Here is a 22,150-nt window from a genome sequence, read left to right on the forward strand (position 1 = left end):
GAAGGTATTACCTTTCCCGGGTACGAGATGCGTCGGTCATGTCAGGGGACGGCCGCCACCAGGCGCCTGGTGTAGTCGTGGGCCGGGGCGTCCAGGACGGCCGAGGTCGTCCCCTCCTCCACGACCGCGCCCTTCAGCAGCACCACGGTCCTGGCGGCGACCTGGCGGACGACCGCCAGGTCGTGGGTGATGAACAACATCCCGGTGCCCAGCTCCCGGCCGATGCCGCGCAGCAGTTCGAGCACGTGCGCCTGGACCGACACGTCCAGGGAGGCGACCGGTTCGTCGCAGATCAGCAGCGCGGGCCGGACGGCCAGGGCCCGGGCGATGGCGACGCGCTGGCGTTCGCCGCCGGACAGCGCCTTGGGGCGGCGGGCGGCGTACGCGGCGGGCAGGCCGGCCAGCTTCAGCAGCTCGCCCACGCCGATCCGGTCGGCGGGCGCGGCCCTGGCGATCGCCTCGGCCAGCGTCGCGCCGACGGTCATGGCGGGGTTGAGCGAGGTGGAGGGGTCCTGGAAGACGCACTGGACGAGCCGGTGCACGCGGGCGCGTTCGCGCGGGTCCAGGGCGGCGCGGTCGGTGACGTCGAGGCCGGCGAGCCGGATCCGGCCGCCGTCGGGGGTGATCAGGCCGAGCACCGACCGGGCCAGCGTGGTCTTCCCCGAGCCCGACTCGCCCACCAGGCCGACGGTCTCGCCGGGGTTCACGTGCAGGCTGACGCCGCCGAGCGCGGTGTGGGCGCCGTACCGTTTACGCAGGTCCTCGATGTGCAGCAGCGGCTCGCCGGCGGCCGGGGCGGCGGGGAGCGCGGCCTCGCGCAGCGCCGGGCGGGCGGCTCCGGCGGTGTCGTGCACGCAGGCGGTCAGCCGGTCGGGGCCGATCGGGCGCAACGGCGGCCTGGCCGCGGTGCAGGCGTCGGCGGCCAGGTCGCAGCGGGTGGCGAACGCGCAGACGTCGGCCACCGCGTCCGCCCGCGGCACGGCGCCCGGGATGCCCACCAGGCGCTCCAGCGTGCGTTCCGCCGAGGGCAGCGCGGCCAGCAGCCCCGCGGTGTACGGGTGCGCGGGCTCCGCGGCCAGCTCCGGGCCCGGCCCCTGCTCGACGACGCGCCCGGCGTACATCACCGCGACCCGGTCGCAGACGGCGAACGCCACGCGCAGGTCGTGGGTGATGAGCAGCACGCCCATGCCGCGCGCCTCCTGCACCCGGCGCAGCAGCGCCAGGATCTCGTGCTGGGTGGTGGCGTCCAGCGCGGTGGTGGGCTCGTCGGCGACGAGCAGCTCGGGGTCGCCGGCCAGCGCGGCGGCCAGGGCGACGCGCTGCCGCATGCCGCCCGAGAGCTGGAACGGGTAACGCCCGGCCACGGCGGGGTCGTCGATGCCGACCTCGGCCAGCCTGCGCGCGATCTCCTGCCGGGACGTGCGGCCGGGCAGGGTCTCGGCGATGTGCGCGCCGGCCGTGCGCAGCGGGTTGAGCATGGCGAAGGGGTCCTGCATGAGCAGCGAGATCCGCCGTCCGCGCACGCCGCGCAGCAGCCGCTCGGACGCGCCGACGAGCTGCGCGCCGCCGACCTCGACCGACCCCTCGGCGCGCAGGCCGCGCGGGAGCAGGCCGACGAGGGCGCGGGCGGTCAGGGACTTGCCGCTGCCGGACTCGCCGACCAGCCCGACGGTCTCGCCCGCGGCGACCGTCAGGTCCACGCCGTCCACGAGCACCCGGTCGCCGACGACCCGCAGGCCGCGTGTCTCAAGCATCGGAGAGCCTCTCGAAGAGCTGGTCGCCCAGCAGGGTGGCGGCGGTGGCGGCGACGGTGACCAGCGCGGCGGGCACCACCGCGGCCCACGGGTTGAGGTCGAGCAGGCCGCGGTTCTCCTCGATCATCAGCCCCCAGTCGGGCGTGCCGGCGGGCAGCCCGATGCCCAGGAAGGACAGGCCGGACAGCGCGACCAGCGCGGCGACGAAGCTGAGCAGCGCGCCGGCCACGACCGTGGGCGCGATGTTGGGCAGCAGGTGCCTGAACATGATCCGGCCGCGGCTGAGCCCGAGCGTGCGGGCCGCCTCGGCGTAGGCGAGCTCGCGCTGGGCCATGGTGAGGCTGCGCACCACCCGGATGTCGCCGGGCGTGAACAGCACCGCCATCGCCAGCACCGCCCACCCGATGCCGCCGCCCAGCACGCCCACCAGGACGATCAGCATGAGCAGCCCCGGCATCGCGATGAGCAGGTCGACCACCCGCATCATGACGGCGTCGATCCAGCCGCGGCGGTAGCCGGCCAGCAGCCCGAGCGACGTGCTCATCGCGCACGTGCCCAGCGCGACGACGAGCGGCCACAGCAGCGCCGAGCGGGCTCCGGCCAGGCAGCGCGACAACACGTCCCGGCCCAGCTCGTCGGTGCCCGCCCAGTGGGCCCAGCTCGGCATCGTCGCGCCGAGCGCGAGGTCCTGCGCGGCCGGGTCGTAGGGCGCGATCCACGTTCCGAACAGGGCGGCGAACGCCATCAGGGCGAGGATCCCGCCCGACAGCAGCGTCAGCGGGCCCGGCCTGGCCCGGCGCAGCCGCCGCGCCCGTCCGCCGAGGCGCACGGTCCCGGTCACGACGCTCACGCGGCCACCGCCCCGTGCCGCACCCGCGGGTCCACCGCGAGGTAGGCCAGGTCGATCAGCAGGTTGACGGCGACCACCACGGCGCCTCCCATCAGGACGAGCGCCTGGACGACGGGCAGGTCCTTCTGCCCGACGGCGCTGACGAGCAGCTCGCCGACGCCGTGCAGCCCGAAGGCCCGTTCGACGAACAGCGCGCCGGTGAGGTTGGCGGCCAGCAGCAGCCCGCCGACCGTGAGGACGGGCAGCGCGGTGTTGCGCAGCGCGTACCCGATCCAGTAGCGGGCGCGGCCGACCCCGCGCGCCCGGGCGAAGGTCATGTAGTCCTGCCCGGCCAGGTCGAGCGCGGCCGCCCGCATCTGCCTGATGACGACCGCCGCCTGCCCGGTGGCCAGCGCGATCGCGGGCAGCGTCAGGTGCGCGACCCGCTCGGCGAACGTCTCGCCCGCGCCGAAGACGGGGAACCAGCCGAGGGTGACGGCGAAGCCGTACAGGAGCAGGATGCTCATCGCGAACGGCGGGATCGCGAGGCCGACCAGCGCGGAGAGCGTGATGCCCCGGTCCAGCGGGCCGCCCCTGCGCATGGCGGCGGCCAGCCCGGCGGGCAGGCCGACGGCGAGGGTGAGGATGATCGCGTAGGCGGCCAGCCCGGCGGTGACGGGCAGCCGGTCGGCGATGACGCTGGTGACGGGTTCGCGGCTGTAGAGGGACGCGCCGAAGTCGCCGCGCACGGCGTCGCCGAGCCAGGTGGCGTAGCGGACGGGCAGCGGGTCGTCGAGGTGGTACTGCGCGCGGACGGCTGCGCGCGACTCCGCGGTGGAGGGCCGCGGCCCGAGCAGGACCTGCTCCGGATCCCCGGGGGCGAGCGCCAGCAGCGCGTAGGTGAGCACAGACAGCACGCCGAGCAGGAGCAGCGCGGCGGCCAGGCGGCGGGCGACGAAGGCCATCAGACACCGGCCGCCGGGCGGATGGTGCTGAAGACGTTCATGGTCCAGGTGCCGAACTGGCCGGTGAACCGCTTGCGCAGCGCGACGGCGGCCTCCTTGGTGTAGAGCGGCACGTACGGCACCTGGTCGGCGATCTCGGCCAGCACCTCGGTGACGGCGGCGGCGCGGTCGGCGCCCTCGCGCTTGCCGAGGTCGTCGAGCCGGGCGTCCATCTCGGGCGAGCCGTAGCCGCTGAAGTTGAAGCCCTGGGGCCCGGCCGAGGCGCGGCTGACCAGGTCGGGCAGCACCTCGCCCGGGTCGGGGGTGCCGTAGAGCAGGTCGACGAGCTGCAGCGGGGTGTCCTGGTGGCTGAACATGCGCTGCCGGTACTGCTCGGTGGGCAGCGGCTGGAGGTCGAGCTTGACGCCGATCACCGCCAGGTCGGCGACGATGGCCTGCAGCGCCTTGACGTCGTCGCTGCCGCTGTCGTACGGCGCGGCCAGGGTGAAGCCCTGGGGGTGGGCCGACTTGGCCAGCTCGGCCTTGGCGGCGTTCACGTCGTGGGGGTAGGCAGGCAGCTTGGGCAGCGTGCCGCCGTACAGGGCGGCGAGCTGCGGCTTGGGCAGCATCAGGTCGGCGATGCCGCCGTGGCCGCTGGTCATGAGCGTGGCCAGCGCGTCCCGGTCGAGGGCGTGGGCGATGGCGCGGCGGACGTGCACGTCCTTGAGCGGACCCTCGCGCACGCCGAGTGACAGGTAGGTGATGTTGTTGGCCGGGTAGAAGGAGGTCGTGACGCCGGGCAGGCTGCTCCACTTGCGCGTCTCGCTGACCTGGATGTCGTTGGTGCCGTCCACCTCGCCGGAGGAGACGGCCAGGCGCAGCGTCTCGGGGTCGCCGATCGCCTTGATCTCGATCTTGCGCAGCTCCGGCTTGGGGCCCCAGTACAGATCGTTGCGTTCCAGCGTCACCCCGGAGGTGAGCGAGAACTTCGTGACCTTGAAGGGGCCGGAGCCGAGCGTGCCGACCTCGGGCGAGCCGAGGTCCTTCGGGTGCGCGGCGGCCAGCCTCTTCGGGACGATCTGCCAGGCCAGCGCGGCGGTGGCCAGGAAGCTGGCGCTGGGCTTGCTCAGGGTGACCTTCACCGTGCGCGGGCCGGTGGCCTCGACCTTCTTGACCTGCGTGACGTAGCTGGCGGCCTGGGAGGTCACGGCGGGGTCGAGGTGGCGGGTCAGGGAGTAGGCGGCGTCCTCGGCGGTGACCGGCGTGCCGTCGCTGAACCTCGGGCCCTCGCGCAGGGTGAAGACGTACGTGCGCGGGTCAGGATGGGTCCAGGAGGCGGCGATGCTCGGGATGACCCTGCCGTCCGGGCCGAGGGTCACCATCGTGTCGAGGACGGCGAACTGCACGGTCGTGGAGGCGTCGTTGAAGCCGTGGGCGATGTCGAGGCTGTTGGGGGCCGTCCCCGTCGCCCAGCGGAGCGTGTCGGGGGCCGCGCCGGAGCTCGCGGCTCCGGCGCAGCCGGCCACCAGCACGAGCAGAGCGCCCGTGGCGAGCCTGGCGAGTGCGGTTGCGGATGTCATGGAACCACCTCGGGGAGTGAGCGGGGGGAATAGTCGGACGCTAGAAGCCCGGCCTCCCTCGTTCACTGACCCGGCAGCCAAACTCTGCGCGCCCCGGCTCGTGCTGCAGGCCAACACGGCCCTAGACCAGACCAGGGGGGATGCCGACGGGCGCGGTGCCCTCGGGCTGGGCGGTGAAGCGCAGGCCGAGCAGGCCGAAGCCGCTGAGCAGCAGGTCGCCGTCCCCGTCGAGGCGCAGGGTGAACGGGCCCGCGCGCCAGGTCCCGGCGGGTGCGGGGGCTACGGGGGCCTGGAAGGTCAGGCCGACGCGCAGCGTCCCCTCGTCGACGACGGCGAGCACGCCCGTCTCGTCGTTGAGCCAGGCGCCTCGCGGGACGGGCTCCTCCCCCGGGGGGTCGCACGGCTCGTACACGCTCGGCCAGCGGATCGACCCGTCGTGGCCGAACAGCAGCCGCCCGTCCTCCGGCACGATCCAGATCCGGCCTGCCGGGACCTGCGCGTACCAGCGGCCGTCGACGTCGAGGGCGAGTTCGAGGTCGGCGGCGCCGGTCAGGGCGATCGTGCCGTCCTGGTCGTCGCCGGCGGGTTCGAGCGTGAGCGTGGCGTCGGTCTCCGGGTCGTGCCAGTGCCCGAGCAGGGCGGGCCGCGCGGCCTCGGCGTCGGCCCGGGGGGCGGGGGCCGGACGGGGGGCCGGTTCCTGGCCGGTGAGGGCGCGGGCCAGGCGGAGGCTGAGGCCGACCGGGTCCAGGCCGCTGTGGTTGGTCAGGACGGCCACGCCGAGGCCGGGCTCCGGCAGGTGGAGCAGGTTGCCGACGTAGCCGTGCATGCCGCCGGCGTGGCCGTAGGCGTCCAGCTCGCCGACCGTCAGGTGGCAGATGCCGCGGGCGTACCGCAGGACGGCGCCGTCGGCGAGCGTGGTCCGCTCCAGCAGCGCGGAGCGCACGTCGGCGCCCAGCACCCGGCCGTCGGCCAGGAAGCCGAACCAGGGGGCGAGGTCGGCGACGCCGGTGACCAGGCCGCCGTCGCCGACCGCGCTCTCCTGCGTGTCGGCCCGCGCGCCGGCGCCGTCGTAGCCGTAGGCCATCCGCGGCAGCGGGACGGAGGCGTCGTCGCGGAAGACGGTGTCGTCCATGCCGAGCGGCTCGAAGAGCCGTTCGCGGGCGAAGTCGGCCAGCGACCGGCCGGTGAGCCGCCGGATCACGACGGCGGCCAGGACGTAGCCGGTGTTGGAGTAGGAGAAACGGGTGCCGGGCTCGAACGTGGTCCGGCGCATGCCCGCCACGATCTTCATCAGCCGTTCCTCGTCCATCAGGGTGAACGGGACGCCGGTGACGGCCTGCAGGCCGTACCACTCCGGCAGGCCGCCGGTGTGCCGCAGGCACTGGTCGAGCGTGACGGGCACGCCGAGCCGCAGCTCGGGGACGTGCTCGCGGACGTCGTCCGACAGGCTCAGCCTGCCGTCGCGGGCCAGCAGCAGCAGGCACGCGGCGGTGAACTGCTTGCTGATGGAGGCGATGTCGAAGCGGGTACGGGAGTCGATCGGGACGCCGAACTCGACGGTGGCCACGCCCCTCGCCGCGGTGTGCAGCACCTTGCCGTCGGCGTAGACCCCGACGGCCAGACCCGGCCCGCCGGAGCGGAGGCCGGGAAGGGCGTCGAGCGCGCGTTCTACCTGCTCAAAATCCATCGTTCAAGTATCTGGATGTCCGGGTTCGAAACGCTTGTCCGGAGCGGCAAACCTGGGGGCTACCTGGTTGGTCTGCCGTACAGGGCCATCCTGGCGATCATGGCGTCCGCCGCCAGGTGGTAGCAGGTCGTCACGCATCCGAGCACCTCCCTCGGGGTGGTGAAGGTGGCCGCGAGCGTCTTGTCGGCGATCCGGCGCACACCCGGCACCAGCGCGCCCAGCTCGGCGGCGGGCGTGGTGGGCATGTCGATCTCCAGCTCCAGCACGCCGGGCAGGTCGACCGGCCGCAGCTCCCCGGCCGAGCGCACGGTCTCCGCCGCCGCCTCCTTGATCAGCCGCCGCGCCTCGGACGGCGAGAGGCTGTCGGCCGCGGTGTGCCCGTGAGCGATCTTGACGGCGACCGTGCGCACCCCGGGGAACGCCTTGCCGGCGACGTCGCAGATGACGTCGTCGCCGGTGAGCAGCCCCACCGGCACGCCGACGGCGGCCGCCTGCAGGGCGTTGACCTCGGCCTCGGAGACGATGGCGCCGTTGAGCCGCACCTCGTAGAAGTGCGAGGAGTAGGTGTGGGCGAGCACGCCCGGCGAGCCGGCGGCGGCGTGGTAGCCGAGGAACATGGCCACGTCGTGCTCGGCCGAGACGCCCTCGGCCATGCAGTCGAGCTTGGGCGTGCCGAAGATCAGCCGGGCGCGCGGGTCGAGCTCCTCGTGCAGCAGGTTGTCCATGGTGCCGTGGCTGTCGTTGACCAGGACGCTGGCGGCCCCGGCCGTGAAGGCGCCCTCGATGGCGGCGTTGGCCTCGGCGGTCATCAGGCGCTGGGCCCGCGGGTAGCCGTGGCCGGCGCGGGAGACCTGGTCCATGGTGGCGATGCCCGCCACGCCTTCCATGTCGATGGAGATGTAGACGTTCGTCATCGTCACAGGCTTTCACCGGGGCGGACGGACGGCTTCGTCGCCAGGGCAGAAACCGCCTGCCCCGCTTGCGTCTTCCGCACAGTGGCCGGGATCACGAAGGCGGCGGCGACCGCCAGCAGGCCCAGCGCCGCCGACAGCAGGTACGTGTCGACGAAGCTCTGCTCGGTGGGCGCCCCCGCGACGGCGCCGGAGGCCAGCACCATGGCGCCGAGCTGGGCCCCGAACGTGCCGCCGATGCTCTTGGCGACGAAGACCACGCCGCTGACCCCGGCCGCGCGCTCGCCCGGCACGTCGGCGGCCACGGCGTTGAGCCCGGCGGTGAGGCCGATGGAGGCGCCCAGCCCGATGACCGTCACCGCGGCCATGACCTGCCAGGGTGCGGAGTGCCACAGGGCCAGCCCGCCGGTCCCGGCGCAGACGAGCACGCTGCCCAGCACCAGCACCGCGCGCCGGCCGAGCAGCCTGGTCATCGGCCCGACCAGCGGCGCGATCACGGTGCCCGCGACGCCCATGGGGAACATGTAGATGCCGATCCACAGGGTGTCGGCGCCCTGGCCGTACCCGGTGCCGGCGGGCGCGGCCAGCATCATCGGCAGGGCGACGACGAGGCCGAAGGAGGCGAAGCCGAGCAGCACCCCCATGGCGGTCACCCCGGCCGGGGTGCGTCCGGCCAGCAGCCGCAGGTCCACGAGCGGGTCGGCGACGCGCAGCTCGACGACCACCCACGGGCCCAGCGTCAGCACGGCGGCGGCGAACAGGGCGAGCGTGGCCGGGGACGTCCAGCCCCAGCTGGAGACGGCGGTCAGGCCCAGCATGACCAGGGCCACGCCGCCGCCGAGCAGCAGCCCGCCCGCCCAGTCGACGCGACCGCCGGCCGCGCGCGGGGTGGACGGCACAGTGAACCAGGCGAGCAGGGCGGCCGCCGCCACGCCTGCCACGGCCAGCAGGAACAGCGACCGGTAGCCGAGGGCCGAGGTGATGGGCCCGGCCAGGATGAGGCCGAGTGCGCTGGCCAGCGCGGCGACGCCGACGACCAGGCCGTTGCCGGTGGCGGCGCGCTCGGGGGTGAGGGTGTCGCGGAACAGCCCGACGGTCAGGGGCAGCACGCCCAGCCAGATGCCCTCGATCGCCATGCCGGTGATCAGCAGGGTGATGTTCGGCGCCAGGGCGGAGAGCAGGACCCCGGCGCCGCTGATCGCCATCAGCGCGAGCAGCACGCGCCGCTTGTCGTACATGTCGGCCAGGCGGCCGACGATGGGGGTGCTGATCGCCGAGCTGATCAGCGAGCCGGTGAAGATCCACGCGAGCGCGCCGGGCGAGGCCCCCAGGTCCTGCTGGACGAGCGGGAGCGCGGGCGAGAGCGTCATCTCCATGGTCTGGAGGACGCCGATGTACAACACCGGCGCGCCGATGACGCCGAAGCCGGATCTGGACATGGTTCTGCCTTTCGGGGTGGGGTGACGTGCGGCCGTGTGGTCCCCCCGAACCCCGGCCGTGATCTAGGCCGGTCCGAGCACCGTCGGCGTGATCAGCGCCAGGGCGGTCTCGACGAAGAACTCCTCGTCGGCCTCGTGGGCGCCGAGCACGACGCTCTGGCCGAGCCCGGACAGCAGGGCCTTCAGGGCGCGGGCCAGGCGCAGCGCCTGTTGCGCGGTGACGGCGGCCCCGCCGTTCTCGCGGCCGGTGAGCAGCGCGGCGAGCTCGACCTCGGTCGACCTGATCGAGGTGTTGAGCCTGCGGCGCAGGTCGGGGTCGTTGAGCACGAGGTCGAGCACGCGCGTCTCGAACAACATCCGGCCGGCCGCCTGGGGGTCGGCCGACATGTGCAGGTAGCGGCGGGCGATCTCGGCCACGACCTCCGCCAGCCGCGCGCCGAACCCGCCGGTCTCGGGCGTGCGCAGGTCGAGCGGGCCGACGTAGTCGTCGACCATGGCGGCCATCAGCCCGTTCTTGCCGCCGAACAGCGAGTAGACCGCCCCCGTGGTCAGGCCGGCCAGCTCGGTGATGTCCTCCAGCTTGGCCTTCGAGCCGTCCCTGCCGACGATCTCGCGGGCGGCCTCGATCAGCGCGCGCTTGTTGGCGGCCTTGCTTTCCGCTCTGGTCAGCCGCATGACATCTCCTGCATGCCGTAAAGATAATCTGATTTACTAGAATAATCCAGATTATCAGGAGGCCCGAAAATGGACGTCGCCCCCCACATGAGCCGCGTGCCCGACTTCACCGCGTTCCCGACGGTGGACCAGATGCACGCCGAGCTCGACGACCTCGCCGCCGCCCACCCCGACCTGGTGCGCCTGCGCCGCATCGGCACCTCCCGCCTCGGCGAGCCGCTGCGCGTGGCCACCATCGGCGCGGGCCCCCATGACGCCGTGATCATCGGCGGCCCCCACCCCAACGAGCCCATCGGCGCGCTCACCGTCAGCACGCTGCTGCGGCAGCTCGTCGAGGACGCCGCGCTGCGGGAGGACTTCGGCTTCCGCTGGCACCTCATCCCCTGCGTCGACCCCGACGGCGCCCGGCTCAACGAGGGCTGGTACGCCCGCCCGAGCGACCGCCGCGCCTACGCCGAGCACTTCTATCGCCCGGCTGAGGCCGACCAGGTCGAATGGACCTTCCCGCTGACCGGCGAGGACTACTTCTTCGACCGCACGCTGCCGGAGACCGAGGCGCTGATGCGGCTGATGGACGAGGTCCGGCCCGCCCTCGTCTACTCCCTGCACAATGGCGAGCTCCAGGGCGCCTTCTACTACCTCAGCCGCAACGACCCCGCGCTCGCCGCCCGCCTGACCGCCATCGCCACGGCCGAGGGCCTGCCCCTGCACATGGGCCCGCCGGAGCTGCCCGGCGCTGTCCAGATCGCGCCGGCGGCCTACCTGACCCCGCGGGGCGCCGAGATCGGCCCGACGTACGGCACCGGCGGCGGCAGCGTCGACTACGCCGACCGGTTCGGCGCCCTGCACCTGGTCACCGAGCTGCCCTATTGGGCCGATCCCCGCGTCTCCGACCAGACCCCGACCGGCCAGAAGTACGAGGAGACGATCCGCGACTGCCTGGCCGGGCAGCGCGACCTGATCGGCGAGCTGGCCGCCTCCCTCGCCCGCGTCAAGGGCGACCTGACCGTGCGCTCCGCCTTCCGCCGGGCGCTGGAGGACTTCGTCGGCACCCACGACGACTTCATCGGCGAGTGGGAGGGCCTGCCCGGCACCGACCGCCCGGCCACGGTGGCCGAGGCGGTCGGCGGCCGGCAGCTCGTGCACCTCATGCGGCTCCGGTACTGCGGCACCTGCCTGCGCATGCTGGACGCCGAGCTGGCCGCGGGCAACGCGACGCCCGCCGTCCGGGCCGAGCGCGCCCGGCTCGGCGCGCGCTTCGACGAGTGGTTCGCCGAGGCCGAGGCCGACGCGCGGAGCACGCCGATCCCGCTGCGCTCGCTGGTCGCGGTGCAGCTCGGCGCGGCGCTGCTCGCGGCGGACGCCGTCAGGCGGGCAGGAGGGCGGTCAGCTCACGCCTGACCAGCGGCCAGGTACGGCTCTCCGGGTCGATGAGCACGAAGTGGCCCGCCCCCGGGACGCGCACCAGCGACGTCCCCGGGTGGGCCGCCAGGTACGACTCCGAGACCTGGACGGGGACCCGCTCGTCCGCCGTGCCGTGCACGATCACCAGCGGGCCCGTCCGGTCCGGCAGGCGTACCGGGTCCAGGCCGGGATGGTCGTCCGGCGGGCCGCCGAGGAAGTCGGCCACCGCGCCGTCGTCGAGGTCCAGCCGCGCGGCCAGCCGCAGGTCGGCGACCGGTGCCAGGGCGAGGACGGCGGTGCCGTCCGGCGCGGCGCACATGGCGAGATGACCGCCGGCCGAGTGGCCGACGACCACCGAGGGACGCAGCAGGCCGACCGCGGCCCGCAGGTCCGCGACCGCCGCCGCCGGATCTCCCGGCCTGCGGCGGTACTCGACGGCGGCCACGCCGAACCCCGCCCGGTGCAGCGCGTTGGCCATGGGCCGCAGGTGCGTCCGGTCGTACTCCGGGCGCCAGAACCCGCCGTGCACCAGCGCCACCACGGGTCCCTCGCCCGGCCACAGGTCGATCACCTGGTCGGCGTCGGCCCCGTACCGCAGGGTCCGGAGCGGGCCGGGCGCCGGGCGGGTCAGGACGGCACGGTTCTCCACCCTCACCTCCCGCCGGACCGTCGCGAGCCGAGCCGGGCGAGCCCGGCCGCGCCCGCCGCCAGCAGCGCGGCCCCGGCCCCGGCGGCCCCGGCCAGCAGCAGGTGCTGCCGCCGGACCCGCCGCCTGACCTGCGCGTACGGCACCGTGGAGAACGACACCAGCTCGTACCGCGACACGTAGCGGCCGGGCAGCGCGCGTTCGAGGCGGTGCTCGACGCTCTTGGTCAGCCGGTGCACCGGGGAGGCGACCTTGTCGCGCATCTCGACGAAGTTGTCCAGCGCCATCTCGGCGATCGCGTCGGTGTCGTCCCTGCGCCGCGCCTCGAACAGCGGCAGCGCGCGGGCCCAGTCGCCGCCGGTCTCCGTCAGGCACCGGTCGAGCACGGTCACGTCCTCGAAGCCGCAGTTGGCGCCCTGGCCGTAGAAGGGCACGATGGCGTGCGCGGCGTCGCCGATCAGGCCGACCCGGCCGTCCGCCTGCCATGGCGCGCAGCGGACGGTGCCGAGCCGGCCGACCGGGTTCTCCATGTACTCCCCTACCAGACCGGGCGCGAGGGGGGGCACGTCCGGGTAGTGGGTGCGGAAGTGCCGTTCGATCGCGGCCGGGCCGCTCAGCGAGGCGAAGCTCGACGTGCCCTCGGTCGGCCAGAACATCGTGCAGGTGAAGGAGCGGTCGGGGTTGGGCAGCGCGATCATCATCGAGGTGCCGCGCGGCCAGATGTGCAGGGCGCCGGGGTCGAAGGCGAACTCGCCGGCCACGGGCGGGATCGTCAGCTCCTTGTAGCCGTGGCCGAGGAAGTCCAGGCTCTCCCGGATGCCCCGGTGGGCCACCAGCTCGGCCCGTACGGCCGAGCCGGCACCGTCGGCGCCGAGCACCACGCCGGCCGCCGCGCGCACCGGGCCGGCCTCGGTGTCGAACTCCATCGCGCCGGTCGCCGGGTCCAGGCCGGTCAGCCGGTGCCCGAAGAAGATCTTCACGCCGGGCGCGGACTCCGCGGCGTCCAGCAGCGTGTTGTTGAGCGCGCCGCGGCTGATGGAGTTGATCGAGCGCACCCCGTCGTGGCTGTACGGCTGGAAGTTCAGCGGCCCGTCCACGGGGTGGATCATCCGGCCGCGCATGGGCAGCGCGCCGGCCATGACCTGCTCCTCCAGGCCGATCCGGCGCAGCGCGGCCAGCCCGCGTTCGGAGATGGCCAGGTTGATCGACCGGCCGCGCTCGGCGAGCCCGGCGCGCGGGTCGGGCCGCCGTTCGTAGACGGTCACGTCGAGGCCCCGCCGGGCCAGGTAGCAGGCGAGCAGGCAGCCGGTCAGGCCCGCGCCGACCACGGTGACGTTCATCGGTCCTCCTCGACGCACTCGGCCAGCGCGACGGCGGCGCGCCAGCAGTCGTGGTAGGTCGAGTACAGGGGCGTCGGCGCCAGGCGGACGACGTCCGGCTCGCGGGCGTCGGCGATCACCCCGTGCTCGTGACGCAGCCGCCGGGTCAGCTCGGCCGCGCCGCCGCGCTCGACGCGCAGGGAGAGCTGGCAGCCCCGGCGGGCGGGGTCGCGCGGCGTGACCACCGTGAGCGGCCTGGTGGGGGTGACCCGGTCGAGCAGGCTCTCCAGGTAGGCGGTGAGCCGTACGCTGCGGGCCCGCAGGGCGGTCATCCCGATCCGGTCGAAGACGCCGAGCGAGGTGCGCACCGGGCCCATCGCGTAGATCGGCGGGTTGGAGACCTGCCAGGCGTCGGCGCTGGCCGGCGGCCGGGAGACCGGCGCCATCTCGAACCGGGTCGCCTGCTCGGTGCTCCACCAGCCCTCCAGCCGCTGCAGCGCCGGGTCGCCCAGGTGCCGCTGGTGGACGAACACGCCGCCGAGGGCGCCGGGCCCGGAGTTGAGGTACTTGTAGGAGCACCAGGCGGCGAAGTCCGGCCCCCACGCGTGCAGCTCCAGCGGCACGTTCCCGGCGGCGTGCGCCAGGTCCCAGCCGACGGCCGCGCCGCTCGCCCGGCCGGCCGCGGTGATCGCCGGGATGTCCATGAGCTCGCCGGTCAGGTAGTTGACGCCGCCCAGCAGGACCAGCGCGACCGTGTCGCCCTCGCGGTCCAGGAAGTCCAGCACCTCCCGGCCGTCGCGCAGCCGGACCACCGTCTCGTCCGGGTCGAGGCCGTGCAGGCGGGCCTGGCTGCGCACGGCGTAGCTGTCGGAGGGGAACGCGGTGTCCTCGATGAGGATCCGGGTCCGCGTGCCGCGCGGCCGGTAGAACGAGACCATCAGCAGGTGCAGGTTGACCGTCAGCGAGTTCATCACCACGGTCTCCTCGGGCAGCGCGCCGACCAGCCGGGCGGCCGGGCCGGTGAGCCGCTCGTGGTAGGGCAGCCACGGGCGGGCCCCCTCCAGATGTCCCTCCACGCCGAGCCGGGCCCAGGCCTCCAGGTCCTCGGCCAGCTCCGCCGCGGTCGCCCGGGGCTGCAGGCCCAGGGAGTTGCCGGCGAAGTAGGCGCACTCGGGGTGGCCGCCGCCGTCGGCGGGCGGGATGAGGAAGAGCTCGCGGTGGCCCGGGTCGTCGCGGTCGCGGCGCAGGGCGTCCTGCTCGGCGGGCTTCCAGTCGTCGATCACGTGTCGTCCGTCCTTCACATGTGGGTCCGGGCGGACCACAGCTCGGGGAAGACCACCCGCGCCATGCTGCGCTCCAGCCAGGCCAGGCCGTTGGAGCCGCCGCTGCCGGGCTTGGCGCCCATCGACCGGCGGACCGCCGTCACGTGCTGGTAGCGCCAGTCGCCGAACTGCTCGGCCACGTCGGTCAGCGCCTCGCCGAGCAGCCGCAGCGCGTTGCCGGGGCCGGTGTCGCGGTACACCTCGACCCAGGCCCGCTCGACGGCCGGGTGCGGCTCGTGCTCGACGGCGAAGTCGCGCTCCAGCAGCTCGCGGGGGAGGTCGTGGCCGAGCCGGGCCAGCAGGGCGATGGCGTCGTCCCACAGGCTCGGCGACTCCAGGGTGGTGAGCAGGTCGCGGTGGGTGCGGTCCTGGCGTCTGAACGGGCGCAGCAGGGCCGGGTTCTTCAGCCCCAGCAGGAACTCCACGTGCCGGTACATCGCCGACTGCAGGCCGCTGGCCTCGCCGAGCTCGTCCCGGAAGCGGTTGAAGTCGGCGGGGGTCATCCAGCGCAGGCCGCGCCAGCTCGCGTTCAGGCCCTCCAGGTGCAGCACGGTACGGCGGAGCGGGTCCAGCGCGGCCCACACGTCATCGGCCCGCAGCCGCTCCTGCGCGTTGCGCAGCTCGAAGGCGATGAGCTTGAAGTACAGCTCCATCACCTGAGTGATCATCAGGAACGACATCTCGCCCGCGTCGTCGCTCATCGGGTGCTGCAGGTCGTGCAGCACGTCGGTGCGGACGTAGGCGTCGTAGGGGGTGCGGGTCTGGAAGTCCAGGGTGGGAGCTCCGCCCGTCGCCCTGGCTCTTGCGGCGCGTTCCTCCGCCGTGGTCGGCCGCACTGCTGCTAACTGTCGCGTCGCGTCCACGCGCTTGCCCTTCTCTTAGCCTTGCTGTCCCCATGATGGCGTCGGGATGATGGAGAAGGAATGCCATATGGAAGGCTATATCGCCATATAGGCTTATGTTTCGGTATAAATCGTGATTTGGGGCTTACGAACGGAAGGCATGATCGTGGACGAGACCGACTGGGAGTTGCTGCGCGAACTCCAGGACAACGCCCGGCTCTCCCTCAAGGAGCTGTCCCGCCGGGTCCACCTGTCCGCGCCCTCGGTGGCCGACCGCGTACGAAAGCTGGAGGAGTCGGGCGTGATCACCGGCTACCACGCGACGGTGGACCCGGTGCGGGCCGGCTGGCCGGTCTCGGCCTTCATCCGCATGTCCTGCTACGGCACCCGCTGCGTGCTGCGCGACCCCGAGGTGGCCGGCTGGCCGGAGGTCCGCGAGATCCACCGGGTCACCGGCGACGTGTGCAGCATCCTGCGGATCGTGGCGGTCTCCATGGTCGCCTTCGAGGACCTGATCGACCGCCTGGCGGTCTACGGCCCGCCCTCCAGCACCATGATCCTGTCCACCCCGCTCCCCGGCCACCCCCTCACCACCCCCGACGGCCCGTGAGGCCGTCCGCCTCGCGGCCGGCCCCGATGATCCACGGGCCCGTGCCGTCGTGGCAGAAGCGGGCGAAGGTGGTGCTCATCGAGTGGGACAGGGCGTCCACCTGGGGGCCCGTGCCGGTCAGCGGGGTTCCGTGGGTGCCGAGGTAGAGGGGGACGTCCACCAGATGGCAGGCGCCCAGGGCGACTCCGGCGTGGCTCATCGGCGAGCGGTGCCCGCAGACGTGGTGCCCGGCGGGGCCGTGATGGGCGTCGGCCAGCTCCTGGGCGGGCCCGGCGAAGAGCTCGCCGGTGTCCAGGCCGTCCTGGCCGATCGCGGTGAACAGGCGGGTCTCCTCGGCCGTCGTCGTCACCAGCAGCGGGACGCGCGCGGCGGCGCCCGTGCGGACCGCCTCCACCGGGTGGACGGCCAGCAGCTCGCCGTCCACGACGGGCGCGGCGGGCAGCAGCCCCGCGGCCGGGGCGCAGGCGCGTACGGCGGCCTCCTCGGCGGCCAGCAGATCGGCGAGCGGCACGGCGTACGGGTCGCCGCCGAGCACGGAACGCGCCGCCGCGGTCCAGGCGGCGGCCTCGGCGGGAGTGCGGAACCCGTACGGGACGGGGCTCATCGCCGCCGCCCGCGCGAACAGGCCGGGCGCGCACGTCATCAGGGCCAGCACGCAGGTGCCGCCCGCCGAGTGCCCGGCCAGGGTGACGTTCGCGGGGTCGCCGCCGAAGGCCGCGATGTTGGCGCGCACCCACTCCAGGGCGGCGATCTGGTCGCGCAGCGCCAGGTTGGCCGGCACGCCGTCGCCGTGCCAGAAGCCCGGCAGGCCGAGCCGGTAGTTCACGGTCACCACGACCAGGCCGTGGTCACGGGCGAGCGCGGTGCCGTCGTACATCGCCTGGGAGCCGGAGCCGAAGACGAACGCGCCGCCGTGCAGGAACACCAGCACCGGGCGGCGCCCCTCGGCGGAGGGCGTCCAGACGTTGAGGAACAGGCAGTCCTCGGTCGACGTCGCCGGGTCGATCTCCAGGCCCGGCACCCAGGCCATGCGGCCGGGCCGCTGCGGGGCGGGCGGGCCGGGGGTGCGGGCGTCCGCGACGCCCCGCCAGGGGCGCGCGGGCTCCGGCGCGGCCAGGCGGCGGGCGGGCGCGGCGTAGCGCACGCCCTTGAACGTGCTCACGCCGCCGGCCCGGACGCCGCGCAACGCCCCGAGCGGCGTCTCGGCGACCGTCATCCTCCGAGCCCCAGGAAGGCGGCGGCGTTGCCGCCCAGGACGGCCGCGCGGCCCTGCTCGTCCAGCTCGGCGCAGGCGCGCACGACCGCGCCCGGCTCCTGCTCCCCCAGCGGGAACGGGAAGTCGGTGCCGAGCATGACGCGCTCGGCCCCCATCACCTCGACCAGCAGCCGCAGGGCGCGCGGGTCGAACACCGCGGAGTCCACGTAGAAGCGGTCGGTGTAGGCCGACGGCGGCCTGGGCGAGTGCTCGCGGACGATGTCGCGCTGGTGCCAGGCGTTGTCGGCCCGGCCCAGCAGGTAGGCGAAGCTGCCGCCGCCGTGGCAGAAGCACAGCCGCAGCGAGCCCGGCAGCCGCTCGAACGCCCCGGACAACATCAGCGACAGGATGCCGAGATGGGTCTCGGCCGCCATGCCGACCAGCCACGGCATCATGTGGCCGCGCATGCGGTCGGCGCCGAGCATGTCCCAGGGGTGGACGAGCACCGGCATGTCCTGCTCGGCGCAGTGCGCGAGGAAGGCGACGATGTCGGGGTCGTCCAGGTTGCGCGGGCCGACGTGGTTGCCGATGTGCACGCCGCGGTGACCGGCGGCCTTGGCCTCGGTGACGGTCTTCGCGGCCAGCGCGGCGTCCTGCAAGGGCACCTGGCACAGCGGCAGCAGCCGGTCGGGGGCCTGCGCGCAGTGGTCGAGCACGCGGTCGTTGACCATGGCGCACCACTCGGCGGCGCGGGCCGGGTCGGCCGCGTAGCCGAACAGCAGCGGGGTCGAGGAGACCGCCTGCACGGCCACCCCGGTGCGGTCCATGGCGGCCACGCGGGCCCCGGCGTCCCACAGCTCCGGCGTGACCGGGCGGTAGTCGTCCTCGCCGCTCATCATCATGCCGTCGCGCAGCCACGGCTCGCCGGCCCCGGCGAGCGTCCTGGCCTCCTCGCGGGAGATCCGCGGGAAGACGTGCGCGTGCACGTCGATCATGGTCACCGGACCACCGGCCGCAGGTGGTCCGGCCAGTCCTTGCCGGGGTGCTCGGCGCCGCAGTGGGGGCAGGTGCGGTCGCCCTCGTGGAAGGCGCGGAAGACCGGCGGCAGGTCGTCCACGATCGACTGGAGCTGCACCTCGGCGCGGTGGACCAGGCGGTGGCAGTTGACGCAGTACCACTCGAAGGCGTCCAGCGCGCCCTGCGGGCGGGCGAACTCCACGACCAGGCCGATCGAGCCGGGCACCGGCCGCTGCGGCGAGTGCCGCACGTGCGGCGGCAGCAGGAAGACGTCGCCCTCGCCGATCTGCACGTCCACCGGCGGCTTGCCCTCCTCCTCCATGACCCGCAGCACCATGCCGCCCCGCAGCTGGTAGAAGAACTCCTCGATCGGGTCGTCGTGGAAGTCGGTGCGCTGGTTGGGCCCGCCCACGATCGTCACCATGAGGTCGGCGTCCTTCCAGATCTGCGCGTTGCCGACCGGCGGCTTGAGCAGGTCCTGGTGCTCGTCGATCCACTTGTTCAGGTTGAAGGGGGGGATCATGCCTGGCTCCTTTGGGGGATGAGGGCGGTGCAGGAGATCTCGATCAGCAGGTGCGGGTGCGGGAGCTGGTGGACGGCGACCGTGGTGCGGGCGGGGCCGCTCTCGTCGAAGTACTCGCCGTAGACCTCGTTGTAGCCGCCGAAGTCGTTCATGCTGACCAGGTACGCGGTCACGTTCACCACGTCGTCCAGGCCGCCTCCGGCGGCGGCCAGCAGGTCGGCGATGTTCTCGATCACCGCCCTGGTCTGCTCGCGGATGTCGAGGCTGGTGGTGCCCAGCTCGTCCGCGCTCGCCCCGGCGAAGGAGCCGTCGGGGCGGCGCGAGCTGGTGCCCGACACGAACACGAAGTCTCCGGCCCGCTTGACGTGCGGGAACCGGCCGCGGGGCCGGGCCTTGCCCTCGACCAGCAGCGCGTCGCTCATCGGGTGGTCACCTCCACGTGTCCGAGGCCGGCGGCGCCGACGCGTACGTGCGCCCCGGCGGGCAGCGGCAGCGCCGCCGTGGCCGCGCCGGCCAGGACGATCCAGCCGGCCTCCATCTCGATCCCGGCGGCCCTGGTCAGCCGGGCGGCCGCGGTCAGCGCGCGCAGCGGGTGGCCGAGGATGGCCGCCGACGAGCCGCCGGCGACCTGGCGGCCGTCGATCTCCATGACCAGGCCGAGGTTGCCGAGGTCGCCGGCGTCCTGCGGACGGCGCCAGGGGCCGACGCCGAAGCCGCTGGCCGAGGCGTTGTCGGCGATGACGTCGGGCAGGGTGAAGCTGAAGCCCTCGTAGCGGGAGTCGAGCACCTCGTACCCGACCGCGACGCCGCCGACGGCCGAGGCCACGTCGGCCGTGCCGCGCACCGGCCGGTCCAGCAGGAACGCGATCTCCGGCTCGATCCGCGGGTGGATCAGGCCGGTGGTGTCGAGCCGGGACTCCACCAGCATGGCGTCGGTGAGCAGGCCCCAGATGACGTCGTCCACGCCCATCTGGGCCATCTTGGCGCGGCTGGTGAAGCCCATCTTGACGCCGATGAGCCGCTCGCCGCGGGCCAGCCGCCGTTCGATCAGGGCGCGCTGGACCTCGTAGGCGGCGGGCACGTCGAGGTCGGCCGTGTCGGTCAGGCGGGGGATGGCGCGGCCGGTCAGGGTGGCTTCGTCCAGGCGTTCGGCGAGCGCGTTCACCGCTCCTCCTTCTCGTCGTCGGCGGCGAAGGCGGCGCGGACGTCGCCCAGCCCGTCGATGCGGGCCTCCAGCACGTCGCCCGGACTCACCGGGACGACCGGGCCGAGCGCCCCGGTCAGCACGGTGTCGCCCGCCCGGAGCGGACGGCCGAGCGCGGCCAGCGTGTCGGCCAGCCAGACCGCGGCGTGCAGCGGGTGGCCCAGGCAGGCCGCGCCGACGCCGGTCGAGACCTGCTCGCCGCGGCGTTCGATGACCATGCCAGCCAGCCGCAGGTCCACGTCGCGCAGCGGGACCGGGCGGTTGCCGAGCACGTACAGGCCGGAGGAGGCGTTGTCGGCGACGGTGTCGGCCAGGGTGATGTCCCAGTCGCGGATGCGGCTGCCGACGACCTCGATCGCGGGCAGCGCGAACGCCGTCGCGGCGATCACGTCGGCGACCGTGTGGCGCTCGTGCGGCAGGTCGCGGTCGAGCACGAGCGCGACCTCGGCCTCGGCGCGCGGCTGGAGCACCGCGCCGGCCGGGATCTCCGCTCCGTCGGGCACCGCCATGTCGGCGAACAGCACGCCGAAGTCGGGCGAGCCGACGCCGAGCTGCCGCTGCACGGCCTCGCTGGTCAGCCCGACCTTGCGGCCGGTGATCCGCCTGCCCTCGCCGAGCCAGTGCTCGGTGAGCAGGCCCTGCACCGCGTAGGCCGCCTCCAGGCCGTCGACCAGGTCGCGGACCGGCTCGCACGGGCGGCCGGACGCGTACGCCTCCAGCAGCCGCGCGGCGGCGGCGCGATGGTTGTCTGTCACTTCTGTCCTCATATCTTGACGCACACGTTGACCGGCTCGGAGAAGAAGTCGAGCGAGTACTCGCCGCCCTCACGCCCGATGCCGGAGGCCTTCACGCCGCCGAACGGGGTGCGCAGGTCGCGCAGGTTCCAGCAGTTGACCCAGACGATGCCGGCCTGGATCCGGGGTGCCACGCGGTGGGCGCGCGACAGGTCGGTGGTCCACACGGTGGCGGCCAGGCCGTACGGGCTGTCGTTGGCCAGCCGGACGGCCTCGTCCTCATCGTCGAAGGGGGCGACGTGGCAGATGGGGCCGAAGACCTCCTCGCGGACGGTCCTGGCGTGCGGCGGCAGGCCGGTGATCACGGTGGGCTCGACGTGGAAGCCGCCGTCGCGGGCGTCGCCGAACTCCGGCACGCCTCCTCCGGCCAGCACCGTCGCGCCCTCCTCGACGGCGAGGCGGTAGTAGGACAGCACCTTGTCGCGGTGCTGGGCCGAGATCATCGGCCCGTAGCCGCTCAGGCCCCTGGCCCGCTCGGCCAGCGCCCGCGTGAACGCCTCGAAGATCGGGCGCTGGACGTAGACGCGCTCGGTGCACAGGCAGATCTGGCCGGAGTGGGTGAAGCTGGAGCGGATCGTGCCCTCGACGGCCTCCTCCAGGTCGGCGTCGGCGAAGACCAGGGCCGGGTTCTTGCCGCCGAGCTCGAAGGAGACCGGCGTGACGTGCGCGGCGGCGTTGCGCATGATGGCGCTGCCGGTGGCCGAGGCGCCGGTGAAGGCGATGGCGTCCACGCCGGGGTGCGCGGTCAGGTGCTCGCCGGCCGCCCCCGCGCCATGGCCGTGGACCAGGTTGAACGCGCCGGCCGGCAGGCCCGCCGCGTCGATCACCTCGGCCAGCAGGGTGGCGGTGGAGGGGGTCTCCTCCGACGGCTTGGCGACGACGGCGTTGCCCGCGGCCAGGGCCGGCGCGACCTTCCAGGTGAGCAGCAGCAGCGGCAGGTTCCACGGCGAGATGACGGCGACCACGCCGAGCGGGCGGCGCACGGTGTAGTTGAGCGCCTGCCCGCTGCCGCTCCAGGCCGGGACGCTGGTGTTGTAGGCCCGTTCGGGACGCCCGTAGGCCAGGTCGGCGTAGGCGCGGAAGTTGCCGGCGGCGCGCGGGATGTCCACCGTCGCGGCCAGCTCGCGCGGCTTGCCGGTGTCGGCGGCCTCGGCCTCGACGAACTCCTCGAACCTGGCCTCGATCCCGTCGGCGATCCGGCGCAGGTACGCGCACCGCTCCTCGGTGGAGGTGGCGCCCCAGGGGCCGTCGAGGGCGGCGCGGGCGGCCCGGACCGCCTCGTCGACGGTCTCGCGGGACGCCTCGGGGACGGCTCCGACGGTGCGGCCGTCGACGGGCGAGATGAGGGGGAAGTCGGTCCCCGCCGTCGTGAAGACGCCGTTGACGTAGTGCGCGGGCTTCATGGTCGACATTCTGCTGATCGCTCGACATAACAGTCCAATACCGAAATGTCGC

At 74.0% G+C, this 22,150-nt stretch carries 21 protein-coding genes; 2 read left to right on the forward strand and 19 right to left on the reverse strand.

What is annotated here, in order from left to right:
- Positions 1-41: 41 nt before the first annotated feature.
- The 8 genes from ACIBQ6_RS47075 to ACIBQ6_RS47110 all read right to left on the reverse strand — a co-directional run bounded on the left by ACIBQ6_RS47075 (position 42) and on the right by ACIBQ6_RS47110 (position 9,819).
- Positions 42-1,754: an oligopeptide/dipeptide ABC transporter ATP-binding protein gene (locus ACIBQ6_RS47075; RefSeq protein WP_397219161.1), complete on the reverse strand. Its 1,713-nt coding sequence runs from the start codon at positions 1,752-1,754 to the stop codon at positions 42-44.
- Positions 1,747-2,604, reverse strand: a complete 858-nt coding sequence (locus ACIBQ6_RS47080) for an ABC transporter permease (RefSeq protein ID WP_352355187.1) — start codon at positions 2,602-2,604, stop codon at positions 1,747-1,749. Before ACIBQ6_RS47080 ends, ACIBQ6_RS47075 begins: the two co-directional genes overlap by 8 nt.
- Positions 2,601-3,548 carry an ABC transporter permease gene (locus ACIBQ6_RS47085; RefSeq protein WP_358001330.1) on the reverse strand — a complete coding sequence of 316 codons (948 nt, stop codon included), beginning with the start codon at positions 3,546-3,548 and terminating at the stop codon, positions 2,601-2,603. Before ACIBQ6_RS47085 ends, ACIBQ6_RS47080 begins: the two co-directional genes overlap by 4 nt.
- On the reverse strand, positions 3,548-5,107 hold the full coding sequence (locus ACIBQ6_RS47090) for an ABC transporter substrate-binding protein (protein WP_397219162.1): 1,560 nt from the start codon (positions 5,105-5,107) through the stop codon (positions 3,548-3,550). The genes ACIBQ6_RS47085 and ACIBQ6_RS47090 overlap by 1 nt, the downstream gene beginning before the upstream one ends.
- Positions 5,108-5,228: 121 nt before the next feature.
- Positions 5,229-6,794 carry a serine hydrolase domain-containing protein gene (locus ACIBQ6_RS47095; RefSeq protein WP_397219163.1) on the reverse strand — a complete coding sequence of 522 codons (1,566 nt, stop codon included), beginning with the start codon at positions 6,792-6,794 and terminating at the stop codon, positions 5,229-5,231.
- Positions 6,795-6,853: 59 nt separating this feature from the next.
- On the reverse strand, positions 6,854-7,708 hold the full coding sequence (locus ACIBQ6_RS47100) for a M55 family metallopeptidase (protein ID WP_397219164.1): 855 nt from the start codon (positions 7,706-7,708) through the stop codon (positions 6,854-6,856).
- A gap of 2 nt (positions 7,709-7,710) precedes the next feature.
- Positions 7,711-9,144, reverse strand: a complete 1,434-nt coding sequence (locus ACIBQ6_RS47105) for an MFS transporter (RefSeq protein ID WP_397219165.1) — start codon at positions 9,142-9,144, stop codon at positions 7,711-7,713.
- Positions 9,145-9,207: 63 nt separating this feature from the next.
- The gene (locus ACIBQ6_RS47110) at positions 9,208-9,819 is read right to left on the reverse strand and encodes a TetR/AcrR family transcriptional regulator (RefSeq protein ID WP_397219166.1); all 612 of its coding nucleotides are present in this window, start codon (positions 9,817-9,819) and stop codon (positions 9,208-9,210) included.
- Positions 9,820-9,888: 69 nt separating this feature from the next.
- On the opposite strand from ACIBQ6_RS47110, the gene ACIBQ6_RS47115 reads away from it, so the two are divergent.
- Positions 9,889-11,220, forward strand: coding sequence for a M14 family zinc carboxypeptidase (locus ACIBQ6_RS47115; protein ID WP_358299303.1), 1,332 nt, complete (start codon positions 9,889-9,891; stop codon positions 11,218-11,220).
- Here ACIBQ6_RS47115 and ACIBQ6_RS47120 read toward each other — a convergent pair.
- Genes ACIBQ6_RS47120 through ACIBQ6_RS47135 form a run of 4 tightly spaced genes read right to left on the reverse strand, consistent with a single transcriptional unit; the run spans position 11,186 to position 15,373 of the window.
- Positions 11,186-11,872, reverse strand: coding sequence for an alpha/beta hydrolase family protein (locus ACIBQ6_RS47120; RefSeq protein ID WP_397219167.1), 687 nt, complete (start codon positions 11,870-11,872; stop codon positions 11,186-11,188). The genes ACIBQ6_RS47115 and ACIBQ6_RS47120 overlap by 35 nt on opposite strands.
- 2 nt (positions 11,873-11,874) lie before the next feature.
- Positions 11,875-13,209: an NAD(P)/FAD-dependent oxidoreductase gene (locus tag ACIBQ6_RS47125; protein ID WP_358299297.1), complete on the reverse strand. Its 1,335-nt coding sequence runs from the start codon at positions 13,207-13,209 to the stop codon at positions 11,875-11,877.
- Positions 13,206-14,471, reverse strand: a complete 1,266-nt coding sequence (gene kynU, locus ACIBQ6_RS47130) for a kynureninase (RefSeq protein WP_358299294.1) — start codon at positions 14,469-14,471, stop codon at positions 13,206-13,208. Before kynU ends, ACIBQ6_RS47125 begins: the two co-directional genes overlap by 4 nt.
- A gap of 14 nt (positions 14,472-14,485) precedes the next feature.
- Positions 14,486-15,373: a tryptophan 2,3-dioxygenase family protein gene (locus ACIBQ6_RS47135; RefSeq protein WP_358299291.1), complete on the reverse strand. Its 888-nt coding sequence runs from the start codon at positions 15,371-15,373 to the stop codon at positions 14,486-14,488.
- Between the two features lie 139 nt (positions 15,374-15,512).
- On the opposite strand from ACIBQ6_RS47135, the gene ACIBQ6_RS47140 reads away from it, so the two are divergent.
- Positions 15,513-15,962, forward strand: a complete 450-nt coding sequence (locus ACIBQ6_RS47140) for an Lrp/AsnC family transcriptional regulator (RefSeq protein WP_358299288.1) — start codon at positions 15,513-15,515, stop codon at positions 15,960-15,962.
- On the opposite strand, the gene ACIBQ6_RS47145 is transcribed toward ACIBQ6_RS47140, so the two are convergent.
- Genes ACIBQ6_RS47145 through ACIBQ6_RS47175 form a run of 7 tightly spaced genes read right to left on the reverse strand, consistent with a single transcriptional unit; the run spans position 15,940 to position 22,098 of the window.
- A complete protein-coding gene (locus ACIBQ6_RS47145) occupies positions 15,940-17,178 on the reverse strand; it encodes a carboxylesterase family protein (protein ID WP_397219168.1) in 1,239 nt (412 codons plus the stop codon). The genes ACIBQ6_RS47140 and ACIBQ6_RS47145 overlap by 23 nt on opposite strands.
- Positions 17,175-18,152 carry an amidohydrolase family protein gene (locus ACIBQ6_RS47150; RefSeq protein WP_358299626.1) on the reverse strand — a complete coding sequence of 326 codons (978 nt, stop codon included), beginning with the start codon at positions 18,150-18,152 and terminating at the stop codon, positions 17,175-17,177. The genes ACIBQ6_RS47145 and ACIBQ6_RS47150 overlap by 4 nt, the downstream gene beginning before the upstream one ends.
- A gap of 2 nt (positions 18,153-18,154) precedes the next feature.
- A complete protein-coding gene (locus ACIBQ6_RS47155) occupies positions 18,155-18,697 on the reverse strand; it encodes a 3-hydroxyanthranilate 3,4-dioxygenase (protein WP_357981713.1) in 543 nt (180 codons plus the stop codon).
- Positions 18,694-19,119, reverse strand: a complete 426-nt coding sequence (locus ACIBQ6_RS47160; protein ID WP_357981716.1) for a RidA family protein — start codon at positions 19,117-19,119, stop codon at positions 18,694-18,696. Before ACIBQ6_RS47160 ends, ACIBQ6_RS47155 begins: the two co-directional genes overlap by 4 nt.
- Positions 19,116-19,862 (reverse strand): fumarylacetoacetate hydrolase family protein, encoded by a 747-nt coding sequence (locus tag ACIBQ6_RS47165; RefSeq protein ID WP_358299282.1) that lies wholly within the window; start codon positions 19,860-19,862, stop codon positions 19,116-19,118. The genes ACIBQ6_RS47160 and ACIBQ6_RS47165 overlap by 4 nt, the downstream gene beginning before the upstream one ends.
- Positions 19,859-20,656, reverse strand: coding sequence for a 2-keto-4-pentenoate hydratase (locus ACIBQ6_RS47170; RefSeq protein ID WP_397219169.1), 798 nt, complete (start codon positions 20,654-20,656; stop codon positions 19,859-19,861). The genes ACIBQ6_RS47165 and ACIBQ6_RS47170 overlap by 4 nt, the downstream gene beginning before the upstream one ends.
- A gap of 8 nt (positions 20,657-20,664) precedes the next feature.
- Positions 20,665-22,098 carry a 2-hydroxymuconic semialdehyde dehydrogenase gene (locus ACIBQ6_RS47175; RefSeq protein WP_397219170.1) on the reverse strand — a complete coding sequence of 478 codons (1,434 nt, stop codon included), beginning with the start codon at positions 22,096-22,098 and terminating at the stop codon, positions 20,665-20,667.
- Positions 22,099-22,150: the final 52 nt, after the last annotated feature.

The organism is Nonomuraea sp. NPDC049655, assembly GCF_044465465.1.
Taxonomy (GTDB): domain Bacteria; phylum Actinomycetota; class Actinomycetes; order Streptosporangiales; family Streptosporangiaceae; genus Nonomuraea.